Below are 25,682 nucleotides of genomic sequence, written 5' to 3' on the forward strand. Positions count from 1 at the left end.
TGTAAGTAAAATGAAAGGACGATTCATCGTTATTTCGATGAATCGCCCTTTCAACATTATTATTTTTGTAACATGATCTTTTCCAATAAATCTTCTTCGAATTGATTGTTCTTAAACATATCAATTTCAAATTTATAAGGTGCCTTTTTGTCTTTCTTGTCTTCTCCTACATAAGGTGTTTCCAGTATTTTCGGAACATCGCTTAATTGCGGATGATGGACAATATAATTCAACGCATTAAAACCAATATGGCCAAAACCAATATTTTCATGGCGGTCTTTACGCATACCGCGTTCGTTTTTGCTGTCGTTGATATGAAGGACCTTGATGCGGTCAATACCGACTAGTTTATCAAATTCATTTAGAACACCATCGAAATCCTCGATGATATTATATCCAGCATCATGAGTATGGCATGTATCGAAGCATACCGATAACTTATCATTATGGGTTACACCGTCGATGATCATCGCTAACTCCTCGAAAGAACGGCCACATTCAGTTCCTTTACCAGCCATCGTTTCAAGGGCAATTTGAACTTTATCATCGGCAGTGAGCACTTCGTTTAAGCCTTCGATGATTCTCTTGATTCCGAGTTCACTGCCTGCACCAACATGTGCACCTGGATGAAGAACAATCTGTCTTGCACCTAACGCTTCTGTCCGGTCGATTTCACTACGTAAAAAGTTGACTCCCAGCTCATATGTGGCTGGATTCGTCGTATTTCCGATGTTGATGATATAGGGGGCATGGACCACAATATCACTAATTCCATTTTCTTCCATATGCAATCTACCGGCTTCGATATTTAAATCCTCGATTTTTTTACGTCTTGTATTTTGAGGGGCTCCCGTATAGATCATGAATGTGTTGGAGCCATATAAAACCGCTTCTTGACTCGCAGCAAGAAGCATATTTTTCCCGCTCATTGAAACATGCGATCCAATCTTCAGCATCTAATTACTCCCTTATTATTTCTTTCTCTGTATACGACGTTCACGTTTTTTAAAGTTTTCCACATCACGTTGAATTTTCTTCTTGTAACCAGGCTTAACTTTAGTTGGCTTCTTAACATGCCTACTTGCTTTGACATCAATATCAGATTTTTGTTTCTTACGGTTTTTCCGTTTATTACGCTCGTCTATATTAATCCAATCGCCGTTTTGGATATCGGCATCATGAAATTCGATTCCCATTTTTTCAAGACGGTTCAATGAATCTTCATCAGATGTATCATAGATCGTTGCGGCGATACCTGAATATCCTGCACGAGCTGTTCTTCCTGTTCTATGGATATAAAAGTCCAAATCTGATGGCAATTCATAGTTAATGATATGGCTGACACCTTCAATATCGATTCCACGCGAAGCCAAATCTGTCGCAACAATAAATTGATATTCCAAATCTTTAATTTGCTTCATCATTTTTTTACGCTCACGCGGTGTTAAATCTCCGTGAATACGACCGACATTCAACCCTTTTTCAATCAAAGAATTAGCCACATGATCTGCCATTTTTTTGGTGTTTGTGAAAACAATCGCCAAATACGGATTATAACGAACAATGATATCATGCAGTAACTGCTCTCTGTTACGATGGCGGAGCGGAATTAAGACATGTTCAATTTTTGCAGCAGTCGCCTGTTTAGGGTTCACTTGAACATATTTCGGATTCTCCATATATTTATTCAAAAATGGCTTTAATTTTTCTGGTATAGTTGCCGAGAAAACAAGCATTTGAATTTTTTCAGCCATACGTGAAGCAAATAAATCGACATCTTCAAGGAATCCCATGTCAAGCATTAGGTCCGCTTCATCGACTACGAGCATTTTTGCTGTATACACTTGTAAGGCCTGAGCTTCAACCAAATCCTTAATCCTACCAGGAGTCCCAATAACCAGTTGTGGCTGTATCTTTAATTTATCAATCATTCGCTGTTTATCAGTACCACCGATAAAGCAACGGACTTGAATCTGCTCATCCTCTGGGAAATGGTCTGCAATTTTCAAAGCTTCTTTGTAGATTTGGTTCGCTAACTCACGGGTTGGTGCGGAAATAATCGCTTGAACTTCATTTTTACCAGCATCAAGCTTGTTCATAATTGGCAGCAAATAGGAATGTGTCTTACCCGTACCTGTCTGCGACTGTCCTATTAAGCTACTTCCCTTTAAAAGCGACGGAAGCACACGTTCTTGAATTTCCGTCGGCTTATCGAACCCTAAAGTACGAACCGCATCTAGAATGTAGCTTTTCAAATTAAATCGTTCAAATTGGTTTTGTTTCATCAAAAAACTCCTTTATCCTTGTCAGTCAATAGACATGTCCTATTATTATAATAAATTTTATACAAAAAGCGCAAGCGCCTTGGGTAGCTCGTGAAGAAAATAGGGATTGACCCATAAGGCGATTTTTGCCTTTTGAGGTCCATCATCTTTTTCACAACGAGCTAGGCGCTGAAGCTAAAAAAATATAAAAAGCGCAAGCGCTTTGGTTAGTTCTCTTAAATGGACTCTTGCAAACGAAAAGCCCCTGTCCTGGCCATAGCGTATCCCCCGCAGACATGGAGCTAAAAGACTACCGTTACCATCTTACCTTCTTTCCGGTTACTTCACAACAGCCCAGTCATTCTTTCCTCAAACCTTTTTTGTTGAACTGCATAATTTATATAGAAGAAAACACCAGCATATAAACTTAGAGGAGGTGAAACCTATGTTCCCAGGTAGAAATCGGCCACCCGGACCCGGTTTTCAACCACCTAATGGAAGGCGAATGCCCCAGCCACCAGGCCCATTTAGAGGACCCCAGCAGCAAAATCCAAACGCTTTTCAACAGATGCGTCGACCTGTTGCACCAAATAGACCTCAACAAATACCTCAAGGTTTCCGTGGCCCATTCAATCAGCCACAGAGGCCGGAACAGCCACCTGCGAAGAAAGAAGGATTGTTATCAAGAATTCTGGGTAAGTCCAAACAGAATGCAGCTTCCCCAAACTTATTTGCGCCAGCTGCTTCTTCTACCAACCAAAATTCTTCAAGAAGTAGTGGAGGTGGGATTTTAGAGACATTAAAAAACCCTGATTCCCTGAACAATATGCTCAACAACACGCAAAAAGTGCTGCAGGCAGCCGAACAATTCACTCCAATGGTAGAGCAATATGGCCCAGTTATTAAAAACTTGCCGTCCATGTGGAAGGTTTTCCGAAGCATATCATCCAGTGATGATACAGTGAAATCAGAAGGTGAAAGTGAAGTTGAAACAAAAGCAAAAGATGTGTCACCAAATACCAATGAGATAAAGGAGGATACAACTAAACAAGAAACCGTTACCCCTGAAAAACCAATCTCTAAAGTTCGTCCTGAAACCACAAGGGTAAGGTCTTCTGGCCCTAAGCTTTATATTTAAAATTCGAAAAAGCTAATTTTAGGCAAATAGGATGTTTTGTAATATCATCTATGGTCTTATATAATAGAAAGGTATAAATAGTGAGAGTTTCTTGCCTTTGAAGGAGGACACATAGATGAAAGTGATTAAAATTTCCCCGCGCGGCTATTGTTATGGCGTTGTCGATGCCATGGTCATCGCCCGAAATGCGGCTTTAGATAAAACCTTGCCACGTCCTATATACATTTTAGGTATGATTGTTCATAACAAACATGTAACTGATGCTTTTGAAGAAGAAGGAATCATCACGTTAGATGGCAGTAACCGTAACGAGATCATCGAACAAGTGGACAGCGGAACCGTTATCTTTACTGCTCACGGTGTTTCCCCTGAAATTCGGAAGATTGCTGAGAAAAAAGGGCTTGTTACACTCGATGCTACTTGCCCTGATGTTACCGCAACACATGACTTAATACGGGAAAAAGAAGCTGAAGGGTATCAAATTATCTATATCGGCAAAAAAGGCCACCCTGAACCAGAGGGCGCAGTTGGAGTTGCCCCCGATGTCGTTCACCTGGTTCAAAAGGATGAAGATGTTGAAGCCTTAACTTTGAACAGTGAAAAGATTATTGTGACCAATCAAACCACCATGAGCCAATGGGACGTATTGGATATCATGGATAAGGTTAAAGAAAAGTTTCCACACGCTGAAGTCCATAAGGAAATCTGTTTAGCCACACAGGTACGTCAAGAAGCAGTTGCCCAGCAAGCTGGAGAAGCCGATGTTTTAATCGTTGTTGGTGATCCGAAAAGTAACAATTCTAATCGTCTTGCACAAGTATCCCAAGAAATTGCCAGCACAACCGCTTATCGCATTGCTGACATTTCCGAGCTGAACCTCGAGTGGCTAAAAGGTGCAGAAACCGTTGCTGTTACTTCTGGTGCTTCTACACCAACACCGATTACAAAAGAAGTTATTGCATTCATAGAGCAATATGACCCAAATAATGAAGAGACCTGGAATACGGAAAAGAAAACACCATTGCATAAAATTTTACCTAAAATTAAAGTAAAGAAATAAATTCTCAAAAAAAGGCAGCCATAGTGGTTGCCTTTTTTCGTATGTTTAAATAAATCGAAAAGGGTCGGTATTTATCTCAGATGGAATGAACTCTACATCGAAGTTTCTTTCGTGACACATTTCTTTTAGGATTCGCGCAACGCCTTTTTTCATCACTTTTTCAACATTGTGGCCAGGGTCCACAATATTCAAACCAATCATCATCGCGTCATGGGCCGTATGATAATACATATCACCTGTAACATACACATCAGCACCCTTAAATTTCGCGGTGGTAAAGTATTTATTACCGTCTCCTCCAAGAACTGCTACTTTTTTTATCGGACTATGCAAATCTCCGACGACACGTACCTTATCAACATCTAGTGTTTGTTTCACATGTTGTGAAAATTGCTCAAGTGACATTTCTTCTGCAAGCACACCAATTTTACCTAATCCAAGTGATTCTCCTTTGTTCTCCAGCTTATAAATATCGTAAGCGACTTCTTCATACGGATGGGCTTTAATCATCGCAGAAAGCACTTTCTTCTCGATATTTTCCGGGAATATCGTTTCAACCCGAACTTCAGCAACCGCTTCAAGCTTCCCTAGTGAGCCAATTGCCGGTTCACTGCCTTCACCTGGTAAAAATCGTCCAGTACCTTCACCTGAAAACGAACAATAGCTGTAATTTCCGACTGCTCCTGCTCCAGCCTTACCTAAGGCTTCTCTTATCTTTTGTTCATCAACCTTAGGCACATACACGACCAATTTCTTTAGAGCTGTTTCATGAGTAGGAATAAGTACCTCTGTATCCTGTAATTGAAGAGCATCTGCAAGTAAATCATTTACCCCGCCCTTAGCAACATCCAAATTAGTATGTGCAGCATAAACAGCAATATCATGCTTGATCAGCTTTTCTATGATACGTCCGCCAGCAACGGTTGTATCTATTTTCTTTAATGGACGGTAAATAAGGGGATGATGGGCAATGATTAGTTCCACACCACATTCAATTGCTTCGTCCACAACCTCTTCTAGCACATCAAGGGCAATCATCACTTTTGTAACCGGCTTATTCAATTGTCCGACATGTAATCCGATTGGATCTCCCTCCATCGCATATTGCTTTGGAGAGAACTGTTCAAACATCTCAATGATTTGAAAACCATTTGCTGTCTTCACCCTTTAAGCACCTCCTCAATTACAGAAATTTGAGCTTCTAATTCATTACGCTTCGATTCTAAGCCGCTTCGGCCGCTTTCATCCAATTGTTCGATGATTCTTTCCAAATGTCTTTTCTCAAGCTGCCATTTTTTTATGAAAGTGTCACTGAATTGCTTTGTCAAGAACGGCCCAAACATGAGGCCAATTTGCTTATTTACACGATAAGGTTGAAGCGGGTCCCCCTTTTCAGCAATTAAGATTTCGTAGATTTTTCCATCTTCCTCGAGGATTTCTTCTCCAGTTAATTCCCAGCCGTTATCGATTAGCCAGCTACGAACATTTGCTGCACCAACATTCGGCTGAAGGATAAGCCTCTCTGCCTTGCCCAGTTTTTCTTTTCCACTTTCCAATATACTTGAGATTAATGTCCCGCCCATGCCTGCAATCGTAATGCATGTAGCTTCATCAGGATTCAACACCTCAAGTCCATTTCCTTTACGGACCTCAATCTTGTCCTGAAGCCCTGTTATAGCCACTTGCTTGCGAGCTGACTGATATGGTCCTTCTACAACCTCCCCGGCTATAGCCTGGTCACACAGTCCATTACTCACTGCATAGCAAGGCAAGTACGCATGGTCTGAACCAATATCTGCAAGGATGCTTCCTTTTGGTATATGTATAGCAACACGTTCTAATCTCATCGATAGTTTTTCATGATTCATATTATCAACTCTCTTAACTCAAATAATGTCTTACATAGTTTAGTTTCCCATTCGATTATAACAAGTTCTATGGAAAAATTACAGAACGAGAGAAATATGGCTCTCTCTCAATCACTAGACAAAGGACAACTTCCATCATTGGAATCTTTGTTTTGCGGAAGAAAAGAAAAACTGACTCAAAAAGCTCGCCTTCCAACGATTTTTTGAGTCAGTTTTCATAAATTATTTCAGTCCGTGAATATACTCGGCCATGGCATCAATGTTTTGCTCTTCGACTAAACCTGGTGGCATGGCACCTCGTCCATTAGTAATTACATTTTTAACTTCGTCTACTGATAGACGATCGCCAACTCCTTTTAGAGCTGGACCGACACCACCCTGATAGGCATCACCATGACAAGAGATACAGGTCTGCTTATAGATGTCTTCAGGTGATGCTGAGGCACTTTCTGTTTCTTCTGTCTTTGCGCCGCCTTCTTTTTCCTTAGCAAGATCTTTGGCATCACCCAAACCTTTAAACGAAAGTAAAAACATAAGTCCAATACCAAAAACCATGATAATAATAAAAGGCATTACTGGATTTTTCATAGTATTTCCTCCCCTATGTAGAACCTAAACCTACCATATTTAATATTATATACAAACAGCTATATATTATTTTACTTGAAAAGAGTTTCAAGTAAAAGCCCAAAAATAGAAGATATTATATAATTTCTTAAAATTGTCAAAAACTTATGTATATTTCCAAACAGTTTTTTCTTATATATATATATATATATATTCCATAATACCCTAAAATTTCTATTAAAACACTTTATTGTCCATTTTAATTATATTAATAAAAAGTAAATAGTGATAATAACCCCTAGACACCCCGATATGGAGAAATAGATCAGCTTTAGCTTTTTCCCTATTAAAATCCAGAGCCCGCAATGGATAAACAAACAAGTATTAAGAATACTTTCCTTGCCAGGGGCAATTAATTCAGTCAATTTAACTGTAAATAAAAGCATTAATAATGCCATTCCTATTAACGTCAATTGAAAAACAATCTTTTTGTTAATAAAGCGGCGAACTAAAAACCCAAAGATGATGATAGAAATTGTTGTCACAACAATTTGCATTCTTATGGGTATTTCAGTAAAATAATTCAAAAATACAATAAATACAAAAAAGGCTCCTATTATCAGCCCTGAAAGAATGTCTTTTTTATCGCTTCCGGTTTTATTCGAATAAGCAGGTGGTAATTCTCCTTGACAGTATAATGCAAGTAAGTAATTACAATATTGCTCCGGAATCATATGACTTTCCTTCCAGGAGTTAATTTCTTGAATGATAATTTTCTTTCTCGTCTCATCCATGAATACACATCCTCATGCCCGTTTGTTCTTTATATCGGCTAATAAAGCGATTCATTTAAGATTGATTTTTACATTTTGCTCGGCACTAAGGGGAACGTTCGTACGATACCAGTGGATACCTATGTTCCGATTATTAGATATTTAATGTACTGAATCTCGTCTCCATTATATAGATAAGTACATAAATATTGTCCTTATATGTATATTTTTACATTTAATCACGTGAAAAAAAGCCACTCCCGAACGCTTGGCATTCAAAGAGTGGCTCTTGTGAAGGGCATATTTATTTCTATTCTAAGAAGTCTTTCAAGCGTTTGCTGCGACTTGGGTGTCTCAGCTTACGTAATGCTTTCGCTTCAATTTGACGGATACGCTCGCGGGTAACTCCAAACACTTTACCTACCTCTTCAAGCGTCCGTGTACGGCCGTCATCAAGTCCAAAGCGAAGTCTCAAGACATTTTCTTCACGATCTGTCAGTGTGTCTAATACGTCTTCAAGCTGTTCTTTCAATAGTTCATATGCTGCATGTTCAGATGGAGAAGTCGCGTCCTGATCTTCAATGAAGTCACCTAAGTGGGAATCATCTTCTTCACCGATTGGCGTTTCCAAGGAAACAGGCTCCTGAGCTATTTTCAAGATTTCACGAACTTTTTCCGGAGTTAAATCCATATCCTCTGCAATTTCTTCTGGAGATGGTTCACGTCCAAGATCCTGAAGAAGCTGCCTTTGAACACGAATTAATTTATTGATGGTTTCAACCATATGCACCGGGATTCGAATCGTTCTTGCTTGGTCAGCAATGGCACGAGTAATGGCCTGGCGAATCCACCATGTTGCATACGTACTAAATTTGTATCCCTTGCGATAATCAAATTTTTCTACCGCTTTGATAAGTCCCATATTACCTTCTTGAATAAGGTCAAGGAAGAGCATACCGCGTCCAACATAACGCTTAGCAATACTGACAACTAGACGCAGGTTGGCTTCAGCTAAACGGCGTTTTGCTTCTTCATCTCCTTCTTCAATTCGCATCGCTAAAGAGATTTCCTCTTCGGCTGATAAAAGGTCAACGCGACCAATTTCCTTTAAATACATACGGACAGGGTCGTTAATCTTTACGCCAGGAGGAACACTTAAATCATTTAAGTCAAACTCTTCTTCTTTTGCAAGTTTCTTCTCATCGGGATCATCTTCATCTTCGTCTTCCTCACCATCAGTGAGTATTTCGACTCCGTTTTCAGTTAACACCTCATAGAACTCATCCATTTGATCGGAATCTAACTCAAAACCGCCAATTTTTTCTGCGATTTTTTCTAAAGTTAAAGAGCCCCGTTTTTTACCTAGCTCTATTAATTTTTCTTTCACCTGCTCAAGGCTAAATTCATTATCAACTTGTTTGGAACGTGCTGGTTTTTCAGCCATTAGTTCCCCTCCTTCCAGGACTTACACCTAAACAACTTACTACAACAATTTACGCAATTTGATGATTTCCATGGCAATTTGTGCAGCAGTTACATAATCACTACGTCTGACTGCATCTTTTTCTTCAACTTGTTTTTCTTTTATCTTTAACAACTTTTCATATTTCAACACTTGATTTATACAATCGGTCAGTTCTTTTTCGGTAACTTCCTCATTCACTGACATCATTTCTATTTCCGAAACGATCCTTCTCAAGTTCGGATCCGGTAAATAAGTAAGGAAAAAGCTTGTATCCGGCTCGTGTCCATCTTCATAGAACGCATATAAATAGGTGATGATTGCCTGATGTTCATCTACATGAAAGACTGTTTGCCCAAGCAACTGCTGAATTTTGAAAGTCATATCCCTGCTTTTCAGCATATGGGCAATTAACTTAGTTTCAGCATTATGGTGAGCTGGCTTTAACTTATGCTCATATTGCAGGGTCATTTTCTTTTGTATTGCAGGCTGCGGCAGTGTCCCCTTCTTGCGTTCCGCAAAAAATACCTGTCGCTGCTGCTGTTCCAACGCATCCAATGATAGAGAAAATTCAGAGGATAACTGCCGGAGATAATGATCCCTCTCCACAGCATTGGGCAATCGCGAAATTTCTCTAAGAACTTCTTCGATATATTGAATTCGATCTCCTTCATTATTTACGTTTTTTCCTCGTCGTAAATAATGCATTTTGAATGCCATGTAGGTTAAACTGGCCCCTATTACTTCAGAAACAAAGCTTTTTTCACCGAATTCCTTTATGTAGTCATCGGGGTCCAAGTTATCAGGCATCAGCGCGACCTTAACTGTAAAATCGTTGTCCTGTAACATATTAACTGCACGGTTTGCCGCATTCAATCCCGCAGAGTCCGAATCGTAGCAGATTAGTATCTGATCAGTATTTCTTTTTAATAGCTGGATATGCTGATCGGTTAAGGCGGTCCCCATCGTAGCGACCGAATTCTCTACACCCGCACGAACAGCTGAAATACAATCGGCAAAGCCTTCAAAAATAACTACTTGTTCTTTCTTTCGTATGTGAGGTCTTGCATGATGAAAATTATATAAAGTTTTACTTTTATTGAAGATTGGCGTTTCGGGACTATTCAAATATTTGGGCTCATCGTCCCCCATTGCTCTTCCCGAAAACGCAATCGTATTCCCTTGGTGATCCATAATTGGAAACATGACTCTATTTCTGAAACGGTCAAAATATGACTCGTCTTTTTCCCTAAAAATAATTAGCCCTGCTTGCTCCATAAATTCCGCTGGAAACCCACGTTTTAAAAGAAACTTGGAGACAAAGTCCCATGAATCCAATGAGTAACCAATTTGGAACTTTTCTATCGTCTCTTCTGTAAATCCGCGTTTAAGAAGATATTCAAGAGCTTCTTGACCCTCCTTCGTATTTACGAGGAGATGGTGGTAAAACTTTCGCAACAAGTCATGTGCTTCAAACATTTGCTGCGAGCCAGCAGGCATATTAGAACGCTGGGAGTCCTTATTTATTTCAACATCTAAAGGAACATTTCCTTTTTCAGCTAAAACTTTCGCAGATTCCACAAAATTGTAGCCTTCTATATCCATTAAGAAAGTGAAAATATTCCCGCCTGCCCCACAACCGAAACAGTGAAAGATTTGCTTTTCAGCTGAAACGGAAAACGACGGCGAGTTTTCACCATGAAAAGGACAAAGGCCAAAGTAATTTCGCCCTTGCTTCTTCAGCTGGACATATTCTCCAATTAAATCAACAATGTCAACAGCTTCACGAATTTGGTTTATTTTCTCATCTTCTATACGGCCATTTGTCATTTTTCCACCTTGCAATTTTGGTGATAGTTTCTAATTCGATACCGACTTCTAATTCCCTGCAAAATTCGACAAAGTTTTCAAAAGTTTATTTGTAAAACATGTTCGATCTTCCTTTGTGAATGCTTTCGGCCCTTTCGTATGTTTACCCTGCCTGCGAAGTTTCGCTGACTGATAACGCATATCTAGGAGCATAAAAATATTCTCGTCTGTGTATTCTTTTCCCCTCGGTGAAAGAACATAAACGCTTTTTGGAAGCAGGGTTCCAGCCAATCCAATATCTGCAGTTACAACGATATCACCCTTTTTTACTGAATTTACTATATAAAGATCGGCCGCTTCTTTGTCCGCATCGACATATACCCATTTACCTTCAGGGTTGTTCATCATATTTTTATATGACGCAACAAAACAGACTTCGACATCGTGCAATCGTGCACAATGAAGGATCTCGTCTTTCACCGGACATGCATCGGCATCGACGTGTATGGTTGGTTTATTATTCATACCTTTTAATTCTACATCTTTCTGCATAATCCTTTTTCTCCCCTAAACTTTATCGAGATATAATGTAACTTTCAGCCATGGGTCAGAGAATATTCTCTAAAAGAGCCAACCTTTTTAATTCAAGGAATCTCTTCTTAGTAAAGTTACAATGCTGCTTTTACCTTGATTCAGAGTCAGCCAATTTAAAATTATACGGAACATGTCGAATTATTTTTATGATAAAAACCTTGACTTCTCATTAACCTTTAGTTTATTCCTTATTAATTAAGTCTAAACCTTAAGATTACTTTTTTCTCACAATTTTTTATTATAGTCTATTTGATTAGAAGATGCCAACATTTAAATTCCGATTCTTATTTTATACAAATCGATGGAATTTCAAATGTAAAAAGAGAAGAAATTTATGTAATTATTTCCTATTTATGTGCGAAATTCCCTTAAATCCCCTTAGCATTAAAATGTGAGCTGACACTTAAAGTGCCTAGCTCACATTTTGGTTTACCTTAATTTAAGAATTAAATAAATCCACCTATCAACGATCTTTTTTTTGAAGGATATTGATAATCAAATTGGCTGTTTCTTCAACAGCTTTATTCGTAACATCAATGATTGGACAATTCAACCTCGAAATGATTGTATCAAAGTACGTCAGCTCTTCTTTTATCCGTTCCACATTTGCGTAAATAGCATGATCATTAAGCCCCAGGGACTTTAATCGCTCTTTACGAATATGGTTCAGCTTTTCCGGACTAATCTTTAAACCAATACATTTTTCAGGTGGGACCAGGAATAATTCTTCTGGTGGTTCCACTTCAGGCACTAAAGGTACATTAGCCACTTTATAACGTTTATGGGCCAAATATTGAGATAGAGGTGTTTTGGAAGTGCGTGATACACCTACAAGGACGATATCTGCTCGTAAAATACCACGGGGATCCCGCCCATCATCATATTTTACCGCAAATTCAATGGCTTCGACTCGCTTGAAATAATCATCATCAAGCTTTCTAACGAGACCAGGTTCATTAAGCGGCCCTTTTGGCGCTCTTTTCTGAAGGATGTCCATGAGCGGCCCTAAAATGTCATAAGCAGACAGATTTTCTTTTTCGACCTGTGCTTTCATGTAAGCTCTAATAGTTGGCTTAACAAGGGTATAGGCAATGATTGCTCCATCTAATTTTGCCAGTGAAATTACTTCATCCACGTTTTGTTCATCTTCAATATACGGAATCCGTTTTATGGAAAAAGCAGATCCCGAGAACTGGCTTGCAGCTGCTTTAGTAACCAATTCCGCTGTTTCCCCCACTGAATCCGATACAACATATATAATAGAACCGTTCATATTCTCCGTCATTCCTTTTGCAAGCCCCCTAATAGCCTTCATCAGCTAAAGCTACGAATGCTTTTGTTATATTGGTTTTTGTAATTCTTCCGATTACTTCATAGCCTTTTTCTGTTTCTTTGACGACCGGTAATGAGTCGATTTGTTTATCAATCAATTTTTTGGCAACATCAATCAATAAGTCTTCTTTTGAACACATTGTAATATTGGGCATCCTAGTCATAATAATATTGACTGGAATGGAGTTAAGTTCTTGCTTACCTATACTTGCACGCAACAAGTCTTTCCTTGATAAGACACCAACTAGCAGAGCATGCTTATCGACAACAAACATGGTACCGACATCTTCTAAAAACATCATGACGATTGCATCATATACGGAAATGCCTTCATCAACAACCACAGGGATCGATTGATAGTCTCGTACATAAAGATGGTTCAAACTATCTGTCAAAAGCTGTGTTCCTGACCTGCCTGTATAAAAATACCCGACACGCGGCCTCGCATCAAGAAAGCCTGCCATCGTTAAGATAGCAAGATCCGGACGAAGTGTCGCTCTTGTAAGGCTCAGTCTATCGGCAATATGTTCACCTGTAATCGGTCCATTCTCTTTAACAATTTGTAAAATATGCTCCTGACGCTTATTCAATTGGATTATAATCACCACCCCACTGCTTTCGCAGAGAAAAGTAACAAAAGTTATTCATCTAACAATTATATACTATATTATTTAATAAAAGCAGGTTTGTCCTATTTATTGACCATTTAATATTTTAAGAAATCGGAAACCTTTATATAAAGTGTCTCCGATTTCGATGAATCCTTTCAATTATGAAAGGATAATTTTATTCATAGCCGCAAAGCCTGAAACTAAATCGCTAATTTCTTTCATTAGGGATAAGCGGTTATTACGGATTGCTTCATCATCTGCCATGACCATTGTATTCTCGAAATATGATTCTATTTCCGATTGAAGCGAGATAAGATGTTCAAAACGCTCTTTCTCTTTTTTAGTTTCAGCATATCGCAATGCTACTGTTTGATATTTTTCATAAAGCGCTTTTTCCTGCTCATTTTCAAAAGCATTCGGGTCAACTGTCACTTTATGGTCACACTTTACAGCAATATTCATAACACGACTTAATGCTTCGAGGCTTTCTTTAAAGCCTGCTTCATCTTTTTTCGCGTCCAATACATGAGCACGTTCTACTAAAGAGTGTATAAACCCAATCTCGTCGATCAGAACGGCATCAATTAAATCATAACGAATCTGCTGTTCTTGAAGTAAATGTTTTACCCGCGCTTTAAAGAAGGTAAACATGTCTGCTTTTACTTCCTCTAAATCGCGTTTTAGAAGACCTTTTGATTCAAGTCCTTTAAGTCCTAGAGTAATAAGCTCTTCTAAAGAGATATTCCATTTTTTCTCCGCTAAAATTTGAACAACACCGCTTGCCTGTCTTCTCAATGCGTATGGATCCTGGGAGCCGGTTGGAATGACGCCAATAGCAAAGAATGATGCGAGAGTATCAATTTTTTCGGCTATACTTACAACTGCTCCAATAACAGAAGGCGGCACATTGTCATCCGCATGTCTTGGCATGTAGTGTTCATTGATTGCAGCCGCTACTTCTTTTGCTTCTCCTTTTAGGAGCGCATACTTCTCACCCATATACCCTTGCAATTCGGGGAATTCATAAACCATATGACTTACTAAATCAAATTTAGCAATTTCAGCAGCACGAAGCGCCAGATCCTTTTCTGCCTTTAAATTCAAAGCATCTGCCAGAACGCCTGTCACCGCTGTTACACGGGCTGTTTTCTCAGCTAAGGTACCTATTTCTTCATGATAAACGATGCTGTCGAGTTTTTTCAAAGCATCTGCTATCTCTTTTTTCTGATCTTCTTTAAAGAAGAATGCCGCATCCGATAAACGCGCACGCAACACTTTTTCATTTCCTTTAGATACCTTTTCTAGATGACGGTCATCTCCATTACGAACGGTTACAAAGAATGCAAGTAACTTGCCGCCTTGATCTTTAACTGGGAAATAACGTTGGTGCTCCTTCATTGAAGTGATCAAAACTTCAGCTGGAAGTTCAAGGAATTCTTCTTCAAAATGGCCAAATAACACCGTTGGGTACTCTACCAAATTATTGACTTCTTCAAGCAGATCTTCATCAACTGGGATGATCCAGCCTTTTTCCTGCTCAAGACTTTTAATCTGTTCTAAAATAACACTACGACGTTTTTCTGGATTAGCCATGACAAACTGGTCTCTTAACGTTGCTTCGTACTGTTCAGGATCCTCTATCCTTGCAGCTTCTCCTAAGAAGCGATGTCCCTTTGTTTCACGGCCAGTTTCAACATCAGCTATGGAAAATGGCACTACTTCGTTGCCGAATAATGCAATCAGCCATTTAATCGGACGGACAAAACGAAGGTCTTGGTTGGCCCAACGCATATTTTTCGGGAACGTCATCCCGCTGATAATTTCCTGCAACTCAGATAAAAGCTGGGAAGTCGGTTGTCCTTTAATGAATTTATTTACATGGGCATATTCAATACCCTTAAGTTCTTTAAAATAAATATCCTCAGCGGTCATCCCTTGGCCTCTAACAAACCCTAATGCTGCTTTAGACCAGTTTCCTTCACTGTCCAAAGCAATTTTTTTAGCTGGTCCTTTTGCTTCTTCTTCGATATCTTTTTGTGATTCTGAAACGTCTTTTACCAATATGGCCAAACGTCTTGGTGTGGAAAAAGCTTCAACCGCTCCGAATTCAATTGCTTTTTCCTTAAGCCATTTCTGTACTTTATCTGACAACTGTTTCATAGACGCTGTCACAAAACGAGCCGGCATCTCTTCCAATCCAATTTCCAATAACAAATCACGCTTGCTCATTTGTATTCTCTCCTTTCACTTTTAGAATCGGGAAGCCTAATTTTTCCCGCTCTTCATAGAAGGTTTTGGCAACCTTACGTGCTAAGTTACGGCAGCGGGCTATATATCCCGTTCTTTCCGTTACTGAAATCGCACCTTTTGCATCCAAAAGATTAAATGTATGTGAACATTTTAAAACATAATCATAGGCAGGATGTACAAGCCCTTCTTCCATTTGGCGATGTGCTTCCTTTTCATACATTGTGAAAAGTTGAAATAACATATCAAGGTCGGATGTTTCAAACGTATATTTTGAATGCTCGTATTCCGGCTGTCCAAAAATATCTCGTACTGTAAATCCTTCTGTCCATTCTAGATCAAACACATTTTCTTTTTCCTGAATGTAGGAAGCAAGACGCTCGATTCCATATGTAATTTCCACGGAAACCGGCTTACACTCAAGACCGCCTACCTGTTGGAAATACGTAAATTGTGTAATTTCCATTCCATCAAGCCAAACTTCCCAGCCAAGACCAGCACAACCTAATGATGGGTTTTCCCAGTTATCTTCTACAAAGCGAATATCATGCTCAAGCGGGTTAATACCTAATGCGCGCAATGAATCCAAATACAGCTCTTGGATATTGTCTGGTGATGGCTTCATGATTACTTGGAATTGATGATGTTGATAGAGACGGTTAGGATTCTCTCCATAACGACCGTCTGCTGGACGGCGGGATGGCTCCACATAAGCAACACTCCACGGTTCAGGTCCAATTGCTCTAAGGAAAGTATAAGGGCTCATCGTTCCTGCCCCCTTCTCGACATCATAAGCATTCATTAATATGCAGCCTTGTTCAGACCAATGCTTTTGTAAAGTTAAAATCATATTTTGAATATTCATCGTACACCTCCAGATTATTTAAAACGCCTCTTTATGAAATTAGGGACGGGAACTCCTATACCAGTAATTTTGAATCGTTTATCGGCCACGCATGGCATTTCACCAATTAATTCAAGTGTTTTACCGGTCCATTCATTGTTATTCTTTCGCATTTTTGCAAACAAAAAACTCCCGTCTCTATGCGAAATGCATAGGGACGAGAGTTTACCCGCGGTTCCACCCTAATTGCCGTTAATAAACCGGCCTCTTTTCAAAGCTACATGCTCCGGAACGCCTTCCCTGTAAATCCATACCCCGGCTTTCACCATCCCGGGTTCGCTTTTTATGGAGAATGACAGATACTCTTTTCCATCAACGCAATCTTCTTATTTTAATGATTAGAATTTTATACAATCAAGCCTGGAATGTCAATAGGTCAAATCTTAAAACATATCTTTCATCGTATCAATCTGTTTTAAGAACTTTTTTGATTTTAAATGGAGGCCTGAATACTCTTCATAATAAGCATCAATGATTTTCTGCAGTTCTTTTTTCGTTTCAGGCTTAACCGAAATGTTTCCGAGCCTTGATAAATCCAAATAATAAAATATTCGCAGCAATTTAACGGCTGCGGGTGAAATTTTATAGTGATATGGGTCTTTTCCCAGACAGCGGTGACAAATAAAACCACCTTCCCGTAGCGAGAAGGAGAATTCTCCTTCTGTTTCACCACAAACAGCACATTGATTTAGTACTGGGTTAATCCCGTTGACGGGCAGCATCTTCATTTCGAAAATAAATTTCAAAACCTCCGCGTCATATTCTTCGTTTATGTAATGCAAGGTTTGCGAGAGTAATTCAAACAGATATGGATTTGGTTTCTTATCATCTACGCTTTTATCAACCAATTCAACAATGTATGAAGCATATGCAGTGGCAAAAAGGTCCTCCCTTATAAAACGAAGGGAGTCGACCATTTCTCCTTGTTGAAGACTTCCGAGTCCGCTTGATGTAGAAACAAGGAAATACCCGGAGCAAAAAAGTTGGGTGACGGCAGCAAGCCTGCTATTAGGTTTACTGGCTCCTCTAGCCATAACTCCAATTTTCCCTAGCTCACGGGTATAAATAGTAATAATTTTGTTGTTTTCTCCATATGCAGTCCGTCTTATGACAATGCCTTCACATTTTTGGAGCATACCAAGACACCACCCATGCTTGCCAAGACTATCTTATGAAACAGGAAAATCAATATCTGCTAGCTCATCACTCAATACTAAGGGTCTTTCCTGTCTTTCGACTTCTATCTCCTTAAACAGCAAATAGGTGTCCACATTACCTGTTTCACTAAATAACTCCCAGGTAAAATCCAACATATAAAGCCCACCTTTCATTTTTAACTAGCAATATAAATATCCGACCATATGATTAGCTTGACCTTTTTCCACACTTTCATGAAGCGTAAATTTTGCTAATTAATACTCACTTTCATTGAAACCATAATCGCGAAGTTGGCTCGCTTTGTTACGCCAATCCTTCTGTACCTTCACCCATAGTTCCAGGAATACTTTCGAGCCTAATAAATTCTCGATATCAACCCTCGCACGGCTACCGACTTCTTTCAACATTTTCCCTTGCTTACCAATAACAATACCTTTTTGTGAATCACGTTCTACCACAATCGTAGCCATAACATTAATTGTATCACTGTTATCCATTTTTTTTATTGAATCGATAACAACAGCCACTGAATGGGGAATCTCCTCCCTAGTCAGGTGCAGAACTTTTTCGCGGACCAATTCAGAAATAATAAAACGCTCCGGATGATCAGTTACTTGGTCAGCTGGATAAAACTGTGGACCTTCAGGAAGATGCTCCTTGATTTGCTCAAGCAGTGTATCGACATTATTGCCTTCAAGCGCTGAGATTGGAACGACGGCCGCGAACGGATAAAGCTTTTGATATTTCTCAATAATTGGAAGTAAATCATCAGGGTGCATAGCATCAATTTTGTTGACTACAAGGAAAACAGGTGTTTTTACGGTTTGTAGTTTTTCAATGATAAACTCATCACCACGTCCGTATCCTTCTGTCGCATTAATCATGAAGAGAATCAAATCGACCTCTTTCAATGTATTTGTTGCTACCTTCATCATAAAGTCCCCAAGCTTATGCTTCGGTTTATGAATACCCGGTGTATCAATGAATATCATTTGTGAATCGTTTTGTGTAAGTACACCTTGAACCTTGTTTCTCGTTGTTTGCGGTTTATCACTCATAATGGCAATTTTTTGACCAATAACCCGGTTCAAAAATGTACTCTTGCCAACATTAGGTCGTCCTATAATCGAAATAAAACCTGATTTGTAACCTTTTACTTGTGTTTCGTCAAATAGTTTATTCATTTAAATCCTCCGGTGAAAAAGCTCCTGGAAGCAATTCCTGTACTGTTAGTTCTTTAATATCCCCGTTTAAGTTGGTTAAAACAACCATCATATCTTGTTCACATAGTTCTGAAATAACCTGCCTGCACGCTCCGCATGGGGAAACAGGACGATCAGTATCTGCCACGACTGCTAGTTTTGTGAACTTCTTATCATTATGGGCATAGGCACTAAATAAAGCGGTTCTTTCTGCGCAATTGCACATACTATATGCAGCATTTTCTATATTGCACCCATGATAAACCTTACCATCGGCAGTTAATAAAGCAGCCCCTACTTTGAATTTTGAATAAGGTACATAAGCCTTTTCCCTTGCTTTTTTAGCTTCCTCAATCAATTCATTCGTATTCAATTCACATCTTCCTTTCAAATTGGATACCATTTCAACCACCTATAGACCAAACTTCGGCAAAAAGATAATCAATCCAACTATTATAGAAAATATAGCATATATGAATACAGCTCCGGCTGCAATATCTTTTGCCTGCTTAGCAAGGGGATGGATTTGGTCTGTTACCAGGTCTACAACTCTTTCAATCGCTGAATTAACGAGCTCTAATGTAATCGTACCAGCAATGGCAGCCAAAATGAACAGCCATTCCATCCCATTCAATGAGAAATACCAACCAAAGAATACGACGATTACTGTTAATACGAAATGAATCTTTATATTACGTTCTGTTCGAACTGCTTCCAAAATCCCCTGACAGGCAAAAGAGAAGCTTTTTATTAAAGGATACTTTTTTTTACCCTTCTCTTGAAAGTCCATATTCTTCCAAGATCTCCTTTTGTTTAGTAAACATCACTTTTTCATCTTCTTCAGTCATGTGATCAAAGCCTAGTAAATGAAGAAAACCATGAAGAGCTAAAAACCCAAGTTCACGGTCAAAAGAATGTCCGTATTCTTCTGCCTGCTCCTTAGTACGCTCAATGGAAATGATAATATCACCCAGCATACGAGGCATTTCGGCCCCGATAATTTCTACTTCATCTTCACCCATCTCTTCCAGTGCAAAAGAAATGACATCGGTAGCTGCATCTTTATGGCGATATTCTTTATTGATTTCCTGAATTCTTTTATTATCTACAAAAGTGACAGACAGTTCCGTATCTTCTTCAATATTTTCTTTTTTAGCCGCAAATTGCAGAATACTTTCAACAAGGTTCTGAGCTTTTTCCGTAACTTCGTTCGTTTCATCCATTAAATCGATTGCTAAAATCATTCTTTCACCTTCTGTCCTAATTTATCCGGCTCCGGATATTCAATCCTGGAGTGGAAGATACCATTAAGCGATTCACATAAGGAATGCTTCACGATACTTAATTCTCTCATAGTAATGTCACATTCATCAAATTGACCGTCTTGAATTCTGTCCTGAATAATAAAACTTACCAGCTCTTCAATCTTCTCAGGTGTAGGGTGCTGCATCGATCTCACCGCGGCCTCTACACTATCAGCAATCCCTATGACAGCGACTTCCTTCATTTTCGCTCTCGGGCCTGGGTAACGGTAACAGGCTTCAACTGTCGTATCATCCTGCTTCTTCGCCTTATGATAGAAAAATTTCAATAAAGTAGTCCCGTGATGCTGCTCCGCAATATCAACAATCTCTTTCGGGAATTTATGACTGCGCAACATCTCTCCACCATCAACAGCATGGGCAATGATGATATCCCTACTCGTTTCCGGCTGCAGTCGATCATGCGGGTTTTCCTCATTCATCTGATTCTCGATGAAAAAATGCGGACGTTTCGTCTTGCCTATATCATGATAATAACTGCCGACCCTTGCAAGCAATCCATTTGATCCAATAGCTTCACAAGCTGATTCCGCTAAATTGGCCACCATTACACTGTGATGGTAGGTTCCTGGTGCTTCAATTAAAATTTTTCGTAGTAAAGGGTGGTTTGGATTTGAAAGTTCGATTAGCTTCATCGATGATAAGATCCCGAAACCTGCCTCAAAAAACGGTAACAGGCCCATTGTCAAAACAGCTGAACCCACTCCCGATCCTATTGCTGCGGCAGCATAGTACAAATACTCCATTTTAGTATAATGCCCGTCCATTATAAAGATAAGCGAAAATACAAATGCCATATTGATTAAAGACATCAGAAGTCCTGCAATCAGAACTTTTGATTTGAAATTGGGGCGCGATAATATAATGATTGCCGCCAAACCCCCGAAAATAATATAAAGTCCCATAGAGAAATCTAGATTTCCAGGTGTATCACCATTAAATATAATCGTACCATACGAACCTAATAAAATAATCATTGCTACAGCTAGCTTATCATTCAATAAAATCTTAATAAGCATAGCCGCCATGGCACCTGGGAAAATGTATTCTAAATTCGAATTTTTAAGATCTGCGAAAACACTGACAGTTTTCATAGTTGCCATCGAAAGGATAAAGACAAGACTGAAGATCAATAACTGATTGTATTTGTTATCCCTTTTGGAAATTGAAATGTAAAAAAAGTAATAAAAAGCTCCAAAAGTTAAAAGGATAAATAGCAGTAGCCCAATATAAGGATAAATAGTAGACTCTGTACTTAAAAAACCTGCCAGTTCAAGTTGCCTGTACACATCCCGGTCTACTAACTGATTTTCTTCAACAATAATCTGCCCCTGAAGAATTCTAATAGGCTCTACGCTTTCGACTGCTTTCCTACGTTGCTCCTCGGTTTTATCCTTATCGAAAAACACATTTTGGATGATTGCCGTGCGTGCAAGGGAATTAGAGGCTTTTTTCATATCGCTATTAATGCTCATATACCCTAATTCTTCTACAACCTTTTTCTTGGCATTTTCGACATCACTGGCCGCAATTCGTGAGCTCATCACATTATTAACAGCCGTGATTGTTGAGTCTTTTGCAATTTCCAGCTCATCTTCATTCGCCTGCACTAAAGCAAGGAAAACAGAATCCTCAATATTTCTATTGACTTCATCTGTCAATTTTTCTTTTAAAATGGAAACCTTCTGAGCATCAGTTTTTATTGGTTCCTTTTTATCTTCCTTTCCTTCCTCTTTTTTATCTCTTTCAGGATCTGTTTCTTTATTCACCTCAATCGCCGAATCAAAAATGGATGAAATCAGATCGACTTTATTTTTGGCGTATTCTTTTTTTAATGTATAGACATCCGCCACTTGTTTTGAAATCTCTTCTTTTTCTTGTTCGGTCTTATATGTATCTTCTACAGTCTTTGTTGAACGAATAGTTTGTTCTGCCGGCTTAAAAAGCTCTACCTGGACTTTTTCCGGTTTGACATTGGAAAACATTAATCCATACGTAAACAAACCAAGTATCAGAAACAACAGTACTTGAAAAAAACGATGGACCAATAGCCCCTTTATTTTAGTAAAAAATTTCTGGATACGATTCAAGGAAGGTCCTCCTATAAAAAAGTGATGTAATATTCTAGATATGTAAAATCATAACAGTTTTCTTGTTAATTTTCACCCTGGTTATGATAAATGTAAAGCTTCTTCCGTTCTATTTCTACTTTTTGCTAATAAAGACACACAATCTACACACAGCACGAAAAATCCGCCGAGTGGAATTGGCGGATTTTTTTCTTATTCCTTTGCCTGCTCGTAAGCAGTAATGATTTTGGCTACAAGTGGATGTCTTACAACATCACTTTGTTCAAAATAAACAAATGAAAGACCTTTAACATTTTTCAAGATTTCTTCAACCCGAACCAAACCAGACTTCATTCCTTTGGGAAGGTCAATCTGTGTACGGTCTCCCGTAATGACCATCTTTGAACCGAATCCAAGCCGAGTTAAGAACATCTTCATTTGGGCTTCAGTCGTATTTTGTGCCTCATCCAAGATGACAAATGCATCTTCAAGCGTACGTCCCCTCATGTAGGCAAGAGGAGCAATTTCAATCGTTCCACGTTCTATCATCCTTTGGGTCTGTTCCATCCCCAGAAGGTCATGTAGGGCGTCATATAACGGCCGTAGGTACGGATCTACTTTTTCCTTCAGATCTCCTGGCAGGAAACCTAGGCTTTCACCCGCTTCAACAGCCGGTCGAGTCAGGATAATTCTTTTAACATGGCCATTTTTTAATGCATTAATCGCCATCACTACAGCAAGGTAGGTCTTCCCGGTTCCAGCAGGCCCAATTCCAAATACTAAGTCTTGCTTCTTTATAGCTTGAATATAGTATCTCTGACCGATTGTTTTGACTTTAATGGATTTCCCTTTAGCTGTTTTAGCGATTTCCTCTTCATATAATTCACCGAAATATTCCAAGGTCCCTTTTCTAGCCAATTCAATTGCATATAGAACATCCCTGGAACTGATTGTAATTCCTTTTCTAATTACTGTTAATAGTGCTTTCAATATTTCCTGACCCATTGTTACCCGCTCGATTTCTCCAGCAACACTGATTGCTTCACCTCGGGTAATAACTGAAATTCCAAGCTCTTCTTCAAGCACTTTTACATTTGAATCCCCATTGCCCAATAAAGCAATTGCTTCATTAGGTGATTCTATTTCTAACTTAATTACTTTCACATCATCTGCCATTCGTTAGTCTCCTTGAATGATTGGCTGTCCAATCGCTATATCTTCAATAACTTGGTAATGTATAGATAATTTAACTTTACCATTCTCTATGCTTTCGTGCAAAATTTTTTCTCCCACGATTTCATCTTCCTCATCGAGCAGCTTTTGCAAATCGGCTCGGGCCATTTTTTTACCTTCCTTTATCGCTTCTTCCTTCGTATAACTTCGGACAATATCATCCTTGCTCCTTAAGGTCACAACTTTATAGGAAATAGGCAGTTCCCATTGAAGAAAGTGAAACGGCCTCACAGTCGTTTCTTTTTCCTGTTTTTCATATCCCTGATCTTTGAAACCCCAGATTGGCAAAGAAAAGCCACTCATTTTTATATAGTGCTTACTCGTTTCATTTCCGTTTAAAACAGAAAATTTAGTTTTCAATGGAACCTTCACTTCCGCTTTATACCATGTTTTCCCTTTTATTACTCCCTGAGCTGATACAATTTCCGGCTTGTCTTCTTTCCCAATCACACCTGAAACAAGAAGCTGCCCTTTGCCGACATAATCATTTACGTTTACTATAGATTGTCCTTTTTTTACGAACAAATCAGTGATTATTGCTTTTTTCGAAGCTACCAAATTCTGTGGAGACGTTTTCTCGATTTCTTTCGGTTGCCGTTTTTCAACAACTCTAAAATGGTAAGTTGTTCCCTTCAGCTCAACTCCCACCCACGTTAATGCACCAATCCGATCAGATAATTTACGCTGGATTGTATCCACATCATCAACAAAAAATTGTACCTTACCAATTTTCAAGCCCATCTTGTCCAACTCTTTTCGGATGGCATGCTCGGTTGCCGGCTTTGCACCTTGCACATCAATGCCCCAAACCATATTGGAAAGTACAAAAATACAAAGCAGGAAGGCAATTAGACCAGCCAAAAACCCGCTATTTTTCATAACTCTCTTCAATAGGAACGGAACGCCTTTTCCCTGCATGAACTTTACTTTGCAGTCACTTTTACGCATAACCTGACGGAGCTTTGGAATATCTCTAAAATCCATATGAAAAATTAGAGATTCACTTCCAACACGCTTCACATCCCAGATATGAAGCCCTCTCCTTGTCAGCATGTTAATCAACCGTTCCGCACCTCTGCCATAAGCCTTCACTTTAACATAGCCTGTATAGTAGTTTGTCCATTGGTTTTTCATGGAGACCTCCCGGGATCATTCATTGATAAAATATACCTTGTCAATCTTGCCTTCGAGCATGATTTCTTCCGGCAAAATCGTCTTAATGACAAAGGCTGTTCCCTTTATTAGCAGCTGACCATTTTTCAGCATCAATCGTACTTCACTGTCAGTAAAAGCTAATAAGCCACGATGATTTTCAATATAAATATGTAATTGTCCGATCATAGTAATTCGCGGCAGGTCCATCATGACATCTTGCGGAAGGTCCATTGTTTTGGTCATAAGCTGTTTCATTTTTTTTCCCCAATTACGAGCCATAAAAAAGAACCCCCTTTCATCTCAATGTATGAAATGAAAGAGAGTTCTAGCACAAAATTATAAAGGAACAAAAGTCTATTTTTTTATTGCATCAAATACATAATGCACACAGGTCCCCTATCGAGTTATCTCCTTGACCTCTGAAGACTTCGCTTCGCCCTTGGCGGTCCCAGCACTTCTGACATGATGATGCCATCAATCAGCTGTTTTTTGCCAAAAGACGGTCCTTTGCGATAGACCGGACTGTTATTATCAGATATCGCTGATGTAATTTGATCCGCCTTCGCTTTTTGATATAAACGCTCTTGATCGTACTTCTGCTGCAGACGCCTAAGCTCCGCAATCCTTTTGTTAGCTTCAGTTTTCGTCTCATCGATTACTTCAGCAGCCTGTGCTGCCTGCTGTTCGACTTTCCTTACGGGAGCAGGTGCAGGCCTTTGCTGTTGATTACCTTGTGCCATTTCACCTTGAAGCTCCCGGATGACCTCCTGCCATTTCTTTTTCGGAGGCGTGTTTGGATCACCACTTTGCTGAGGCTGCTTTTTCTTTCCTAACATGGACGTTAAAATACCGATCAAGACAATGATAAGGAATGGGTTCTTGAGAAAGAAATCAATAAAATCTCCCATTTAAAG

Annotated in this window: 27 protein-coding genes and 1 other annotated feature; of the genes, 3 read left to right on the top strand and 24 right to left on the bottom strand. The window is 39.2% G+C overall.

The window, feature by feature from the left end; genetic code table 11:
* Positions 1 to 59 precede the first annotated feature (59 nt).
* Together RE409_RS19025 and RE409_RS19030 are read right to left on the bottom strand one after the other, a co-directional pair.
* On the bottom strand, positions 60 to 956 hold the full coding sequence (locus RE409_RS19025; protein WP_098176713.1) for a deoxyribonuclease IV: 897 nt from the start codon (positions 954 to 956) through the stop codon (positions 60 to 62).
* Between the two features lie 15 nt (positions 957 to 971).
* Positions 972 to 2,285 carry a DEAD/DEAH box helicase gene (locus RE409_RS19030; protein WP_201185830.1) on the bottom strand — a complete coding sequence of 438 codons (1,314 nt, stop codon included), beginning with the start codon at positions 2,283 to 2,285 and terminating at the stop codon, positions 972 to 974.
* Between the two features lie 424 nt (positions 2,286 to 2,709).
* On the opposite strand from RE409_RS19030, the gene vrrA reads away from it, so the two are divergent.
* Positions 2,710 to 3,402 (top strand): VrrA/YqfQ family protein, encoded by a 693-nt coding sequence (gene vrrA / locus RE409_RS19035; protein WP_201185832.1) that lies wholly within the window; start codon positions 2,710 to 2,712, stop codon positions 3,400 to 3,402.
* A 115-nt stretch (positions 3,403 to 3,517) separates the two neighbouring features.
* Entirely contained in the window at positions 3,518 to 4,462 is a 945-nt protein-coding gene (locus tag RE409_RS19040; protein WP_201223637.1) for a 4-hydroxy-3-methylbut-2-enyl diphosphate reductase, read from the top strand.
* A gap of 45 nt (positions 4,463 to 4,507) precedes the next feature.
* On the opposite strand, the gene RE409_RS19045 is transcribed toward RE409_RS19040, so the two are convergent.
* Entirely contained in the window at positions 4,508 to 5,626 is a 1,119-nt protein-coding gene (locus RE409_RS19045) for a Nif3-like dinuclear metal center hexameric protein (protein ID WP_201223635.1), read from the bottom strand.
* The gene (locus tag RE409_RS19050) at positions 5,623 to 6,330 is read right to left on the bottom strand and encodes a tRNA (adenine(22)-N(1))-methyltransferase (RefSeq protein ID WP_201185846.1); all 708 of its coding nucleotides are present in this window, start codon (positions 6,328 to 6,330) and stop codon (positions 5,623 to 5,625) included. The genes RE409_RS19045 and RE409_RS19050 overlap by 4 nt, the downstream gene beginning before the upstream one ends.
* Before the next feature lie 69 nt (positions 6,331 to 6,399).
* On the opposite strand from RE409_RS19050, the gene RE409_RS19055 reads away from it, so the two are divergent.
* Entirely contained in the window at positions 6,400 to 6,537 is a 138-nt protein-coding gene (locus RE409_RS19055) for a hypothetical protein (RefSeq protein WP_309557894.1), read from the top strand.
* 15 nt (positions 6,538 to 6,552) lie between these two features.
* On the opposite strand, the gene cccA is transcribed toward RE409_RS19055, so the two are convergent.
* The 20 genes from cccA to RE409_RS19155 form a co-directional block, all read right to left on the bottom strand.
* Complete coding sequence (gene cccA / locus RE409_RS19060) at positions 6,553 to 6,918, bottom strand: cytochrome c550 (RefSeq protein ID WP_098177900.1); 366 nt, start codon at positions 6,916 to 6,918, stop codon at positions 6,553 to 6,555.
* A gap of 242 nt (positions 6,919 to 7,160) precedes the next feature.
* The gene (locus RE409_RS19065) at positions 7,161 to 7,691 is read right to left on the bottom strand and encodes a hypothetical protein (protein WP_201185847.1); all 531 of its coding nucleotides are present in this window, start codon (positions 7,689 to 7,691) and stop codon (positions 7,161 to 7,163) included.
* 289 nt (positions 7,692 to 7,980) lie between these two features.
* Positions 7,981 to 9,114, bottom strand: coding sequence for an RNA polymerase sigma factor RpoD (gene rpoD, locus RE409_RS19070; RefSeq protein ID WP_053346989.1), 1,134 nt, complete (start codon positions 9,112 to 9,114; stop codon positions 7,981 to 7,983).
* A gap of 39 nt (positions 9,115 to 9,153) precedes the next feature.
* A complete protein-coding gene (gene dnaG, locus RE409_RS19075; RefSeq protein ID WP_053346990.1) occupies positions 9,154 to 10,962 on the bottom strand; it encodes a DNA primase in 1,809 nt (602 codons plus the stop codon).
* Between the two features lie 48 nt (positions 10,963 to 11,010).
* On the bottom strand, positions 11,011 to 11,466 hold the full coding sequence (locus RE409_RS19080; protein ID WP_056528775.1) for a YaiI/YqxD family protein: 456 nt from the start codon (positions 11,464 to 11,466) through the stop codon (positions 11,011 to 11,013).
* Between the two features lie 532 nt (positions 11,467 to 11,998).
* Positions 11,999 to 12,808 carry a pyruvate, water dikinase regulatory protein gene (locus RE409_RS19085; protein ID WP_056528772.1) on the bottom strand — a complete coding sequence of 270 codons (810 nt, stop codon included), beginning with the start codon at positions 12,806 to 12,808 and terminating at the stop codon, positions 11,999 to 12,001.
* Positions 12,809 to 12,836: 28 nt separating this feature from the next.
* Positions 12,837 to 13,475 carry a transcriptional regulator CcpN gene (locus RE409_RS19090; RefSeq protein ID WP_056528664.1) on the bottom strand — a complete coding sequence of 213 codons (639 nt, stop codon included), beginning with the start codon at positions 13,473 to 13,475 and terminating at the stop codon, positions 12,837 to 12,839.
* 162 nt (positions 13,476 to 13,637) lie between these two features.
* The gene (gene glyS / locus RE409_RS19095) at positions 13,638 to 15,707 is read right to left on the bottom strand and encodes a glycine--tRNA ligase subunit beta (RefSeq protein WP_201185848.1); all 2,070 of its coding nucleotides are present in this window, start codon (positions 15,705 to 15,707) and stop codon (positions 13,638 to 13,640) included.
* Positions 15,694 to 16,590 (bottom strand): glycine--tRNA ligase subunit alpha, encoded by an 897-nt coding sequence (glyQ, locus tag RE409_RS19100; RefSeq protein ID WP_053346993.1) that lies wholly within the window; start codon positions 16,588 to 16,590, stop codon positions 15,694 to 15,696. The genes glyS and glyQ overlap by 14 nt, the downstream gene beginning before the upstream one ends.
* Positions 16,591 to 16,779: 189 nt before the next feature.
* Positions 16,780 to 16,954: a binding site (T-box leader), on the bottom strand.
* A 58-nt stretch (positions 16,955 to 17,012) separates the two neighbouring features.
* On the bottom strand, positions 17,013 to 17,765 hold the full coding sequence (gene recO / locus RE409_RS19105) for a DNA repair protein RecO (RefSeq protein WP_056528660.1): 753 nt from the start codon (positions 17,763 to 17,765) through the stop codon (positions 17,013 to 17,015).
* A 33-nt stretch (positions 17,766 to 17,798) separates the two neighbouring features.
* Positions 17,799 to 17,942: a YqzL family protein gene (locus tag RE409_RS19110; RefSeq protein ID WP_083450815.1), complete on the bottom strand. Its 144-nt coding sequence runs from the start codon at positions 17,940 to 17,942 to the stop codon at positions 17,799 to 17,801.
* Between the two features lie 99 nt (positions 17,943 to 18,041).
* Positions 18,042 to 18,971 carry a GTPase Era gene (era, locus tag RE409_RS19115; RefSeq protein ID WP_053346995.1) on the bottom strand — a complete coding sequence of 310 codons (930 nt, stop codon included), beginning with the start codon at positions 18,969 to 18,971 and terminating at the stop codon, positions 18,042 to 18,044.
* A complete protein-coding gene (locus RE409_RS19120; RefSeq protein ID WP_376102825.1) occupies positions 18,964 to 19,392 on the bottom strand; it encodes a cytidine deaminase in 429 nt (142 codons plus the stop codon). The genes era and RE409_RS19120 overlap by 8 nt, the downstream gene beginning before the upstream one ends.
* A gap of 9 nt (positions 19,393 to 19,401) precedes the next feature.
* Entirely contained in the window at positions 19,402 to 19,779 is a 378-nt protein-coding gene (locus tag RE409_RS19125) for a diacylglycerol kinase family protein (protein ID WP_098177895.1), read from the bottom strand.
* Entirely contained in the window at positions 19,757 to 20,233 is a 477-nt protein-coding gene (gene ybeY, locus RE409_RS19130; protein WP_053346997.1) for an rRNA maturation RNase YbeY, read from the bottom strand. The genes RE409_RS19125 and ybeY overlap by 23 nt, the downstream gene beginning before the upstream one ends.
* A complete protein-coding gene (locus RE409_RS19135; protein WP_201250664.1) occupies positions 20,230 to 22,401 on the bottom strand; it encodes an HD family phosphohydrolase in 2,172 nt (723 codons plus the stop codon). Before RE409_RS19135 ends, ybeY begins: the two co-directional genes overlap by 4 nt.
* 192 nt (positions 22,402 to 22,593) lie before the next feature.
* Positions 22,594 to 23,556 carry a PhoH family protein gene (locus RE409_RS19140; protein ID WP_057218726.1) on the bottom strand — a complete coding sequence of 321 codons (963 nt, stop codon included), beginning with the start codon at positions 23,554 to 23,556 and terminating at the stop codon, positions 22,594 to 22,596.
* Positions 23,557 to 23,559: 3 nt separating this feature from the next.
* Positions 23,560 to 24,747 (bottom strand): sporulation protein YqfD, encoded by a 1,188-nt coding sequence (gene yqfD, locus RE409_RS19145; protein ID WP_201223632.1) that lies wholly within the window; start codon positions 24,745 to 24,747, stop codon positions 23,560 to 23,562.
* 15 nt (positions 24,748 to 24,762) lie between these two features.
* A complete protein-coding gene (gene yqfC / locus RE409_RS19150) occupies positions 24,763 to 25,047 on the bottom strand; it encodes a sporulation protein YqfC (RefSeq protein WP_053347001.1) in 285 nt (94 codons plus the stop codon).
* Positions 25,048 to 25,172: 125 nt separating this feature from the next.
* Positions 25,173 to 25,676, bottom strand: coding sequence for a hypothetical protein (locus RE409_RS19155; protein WP_201223631.1), 504 nt, complete (start codon positions 25,674 to 25,676; stop codon positions 25,173 to 25,175).
* Positions 25,677 to 25,682 lie beyond the last annotated feature (6 nt).

Source organism: Peribacillus sp. R9-11 (assembly GCF_031345095.1).
Lineage (GTDB): Bacteria > Bacillota > Bacilli > Bacillales > DSM-1321 > Peribacillus > Peribacillus butanolivorans.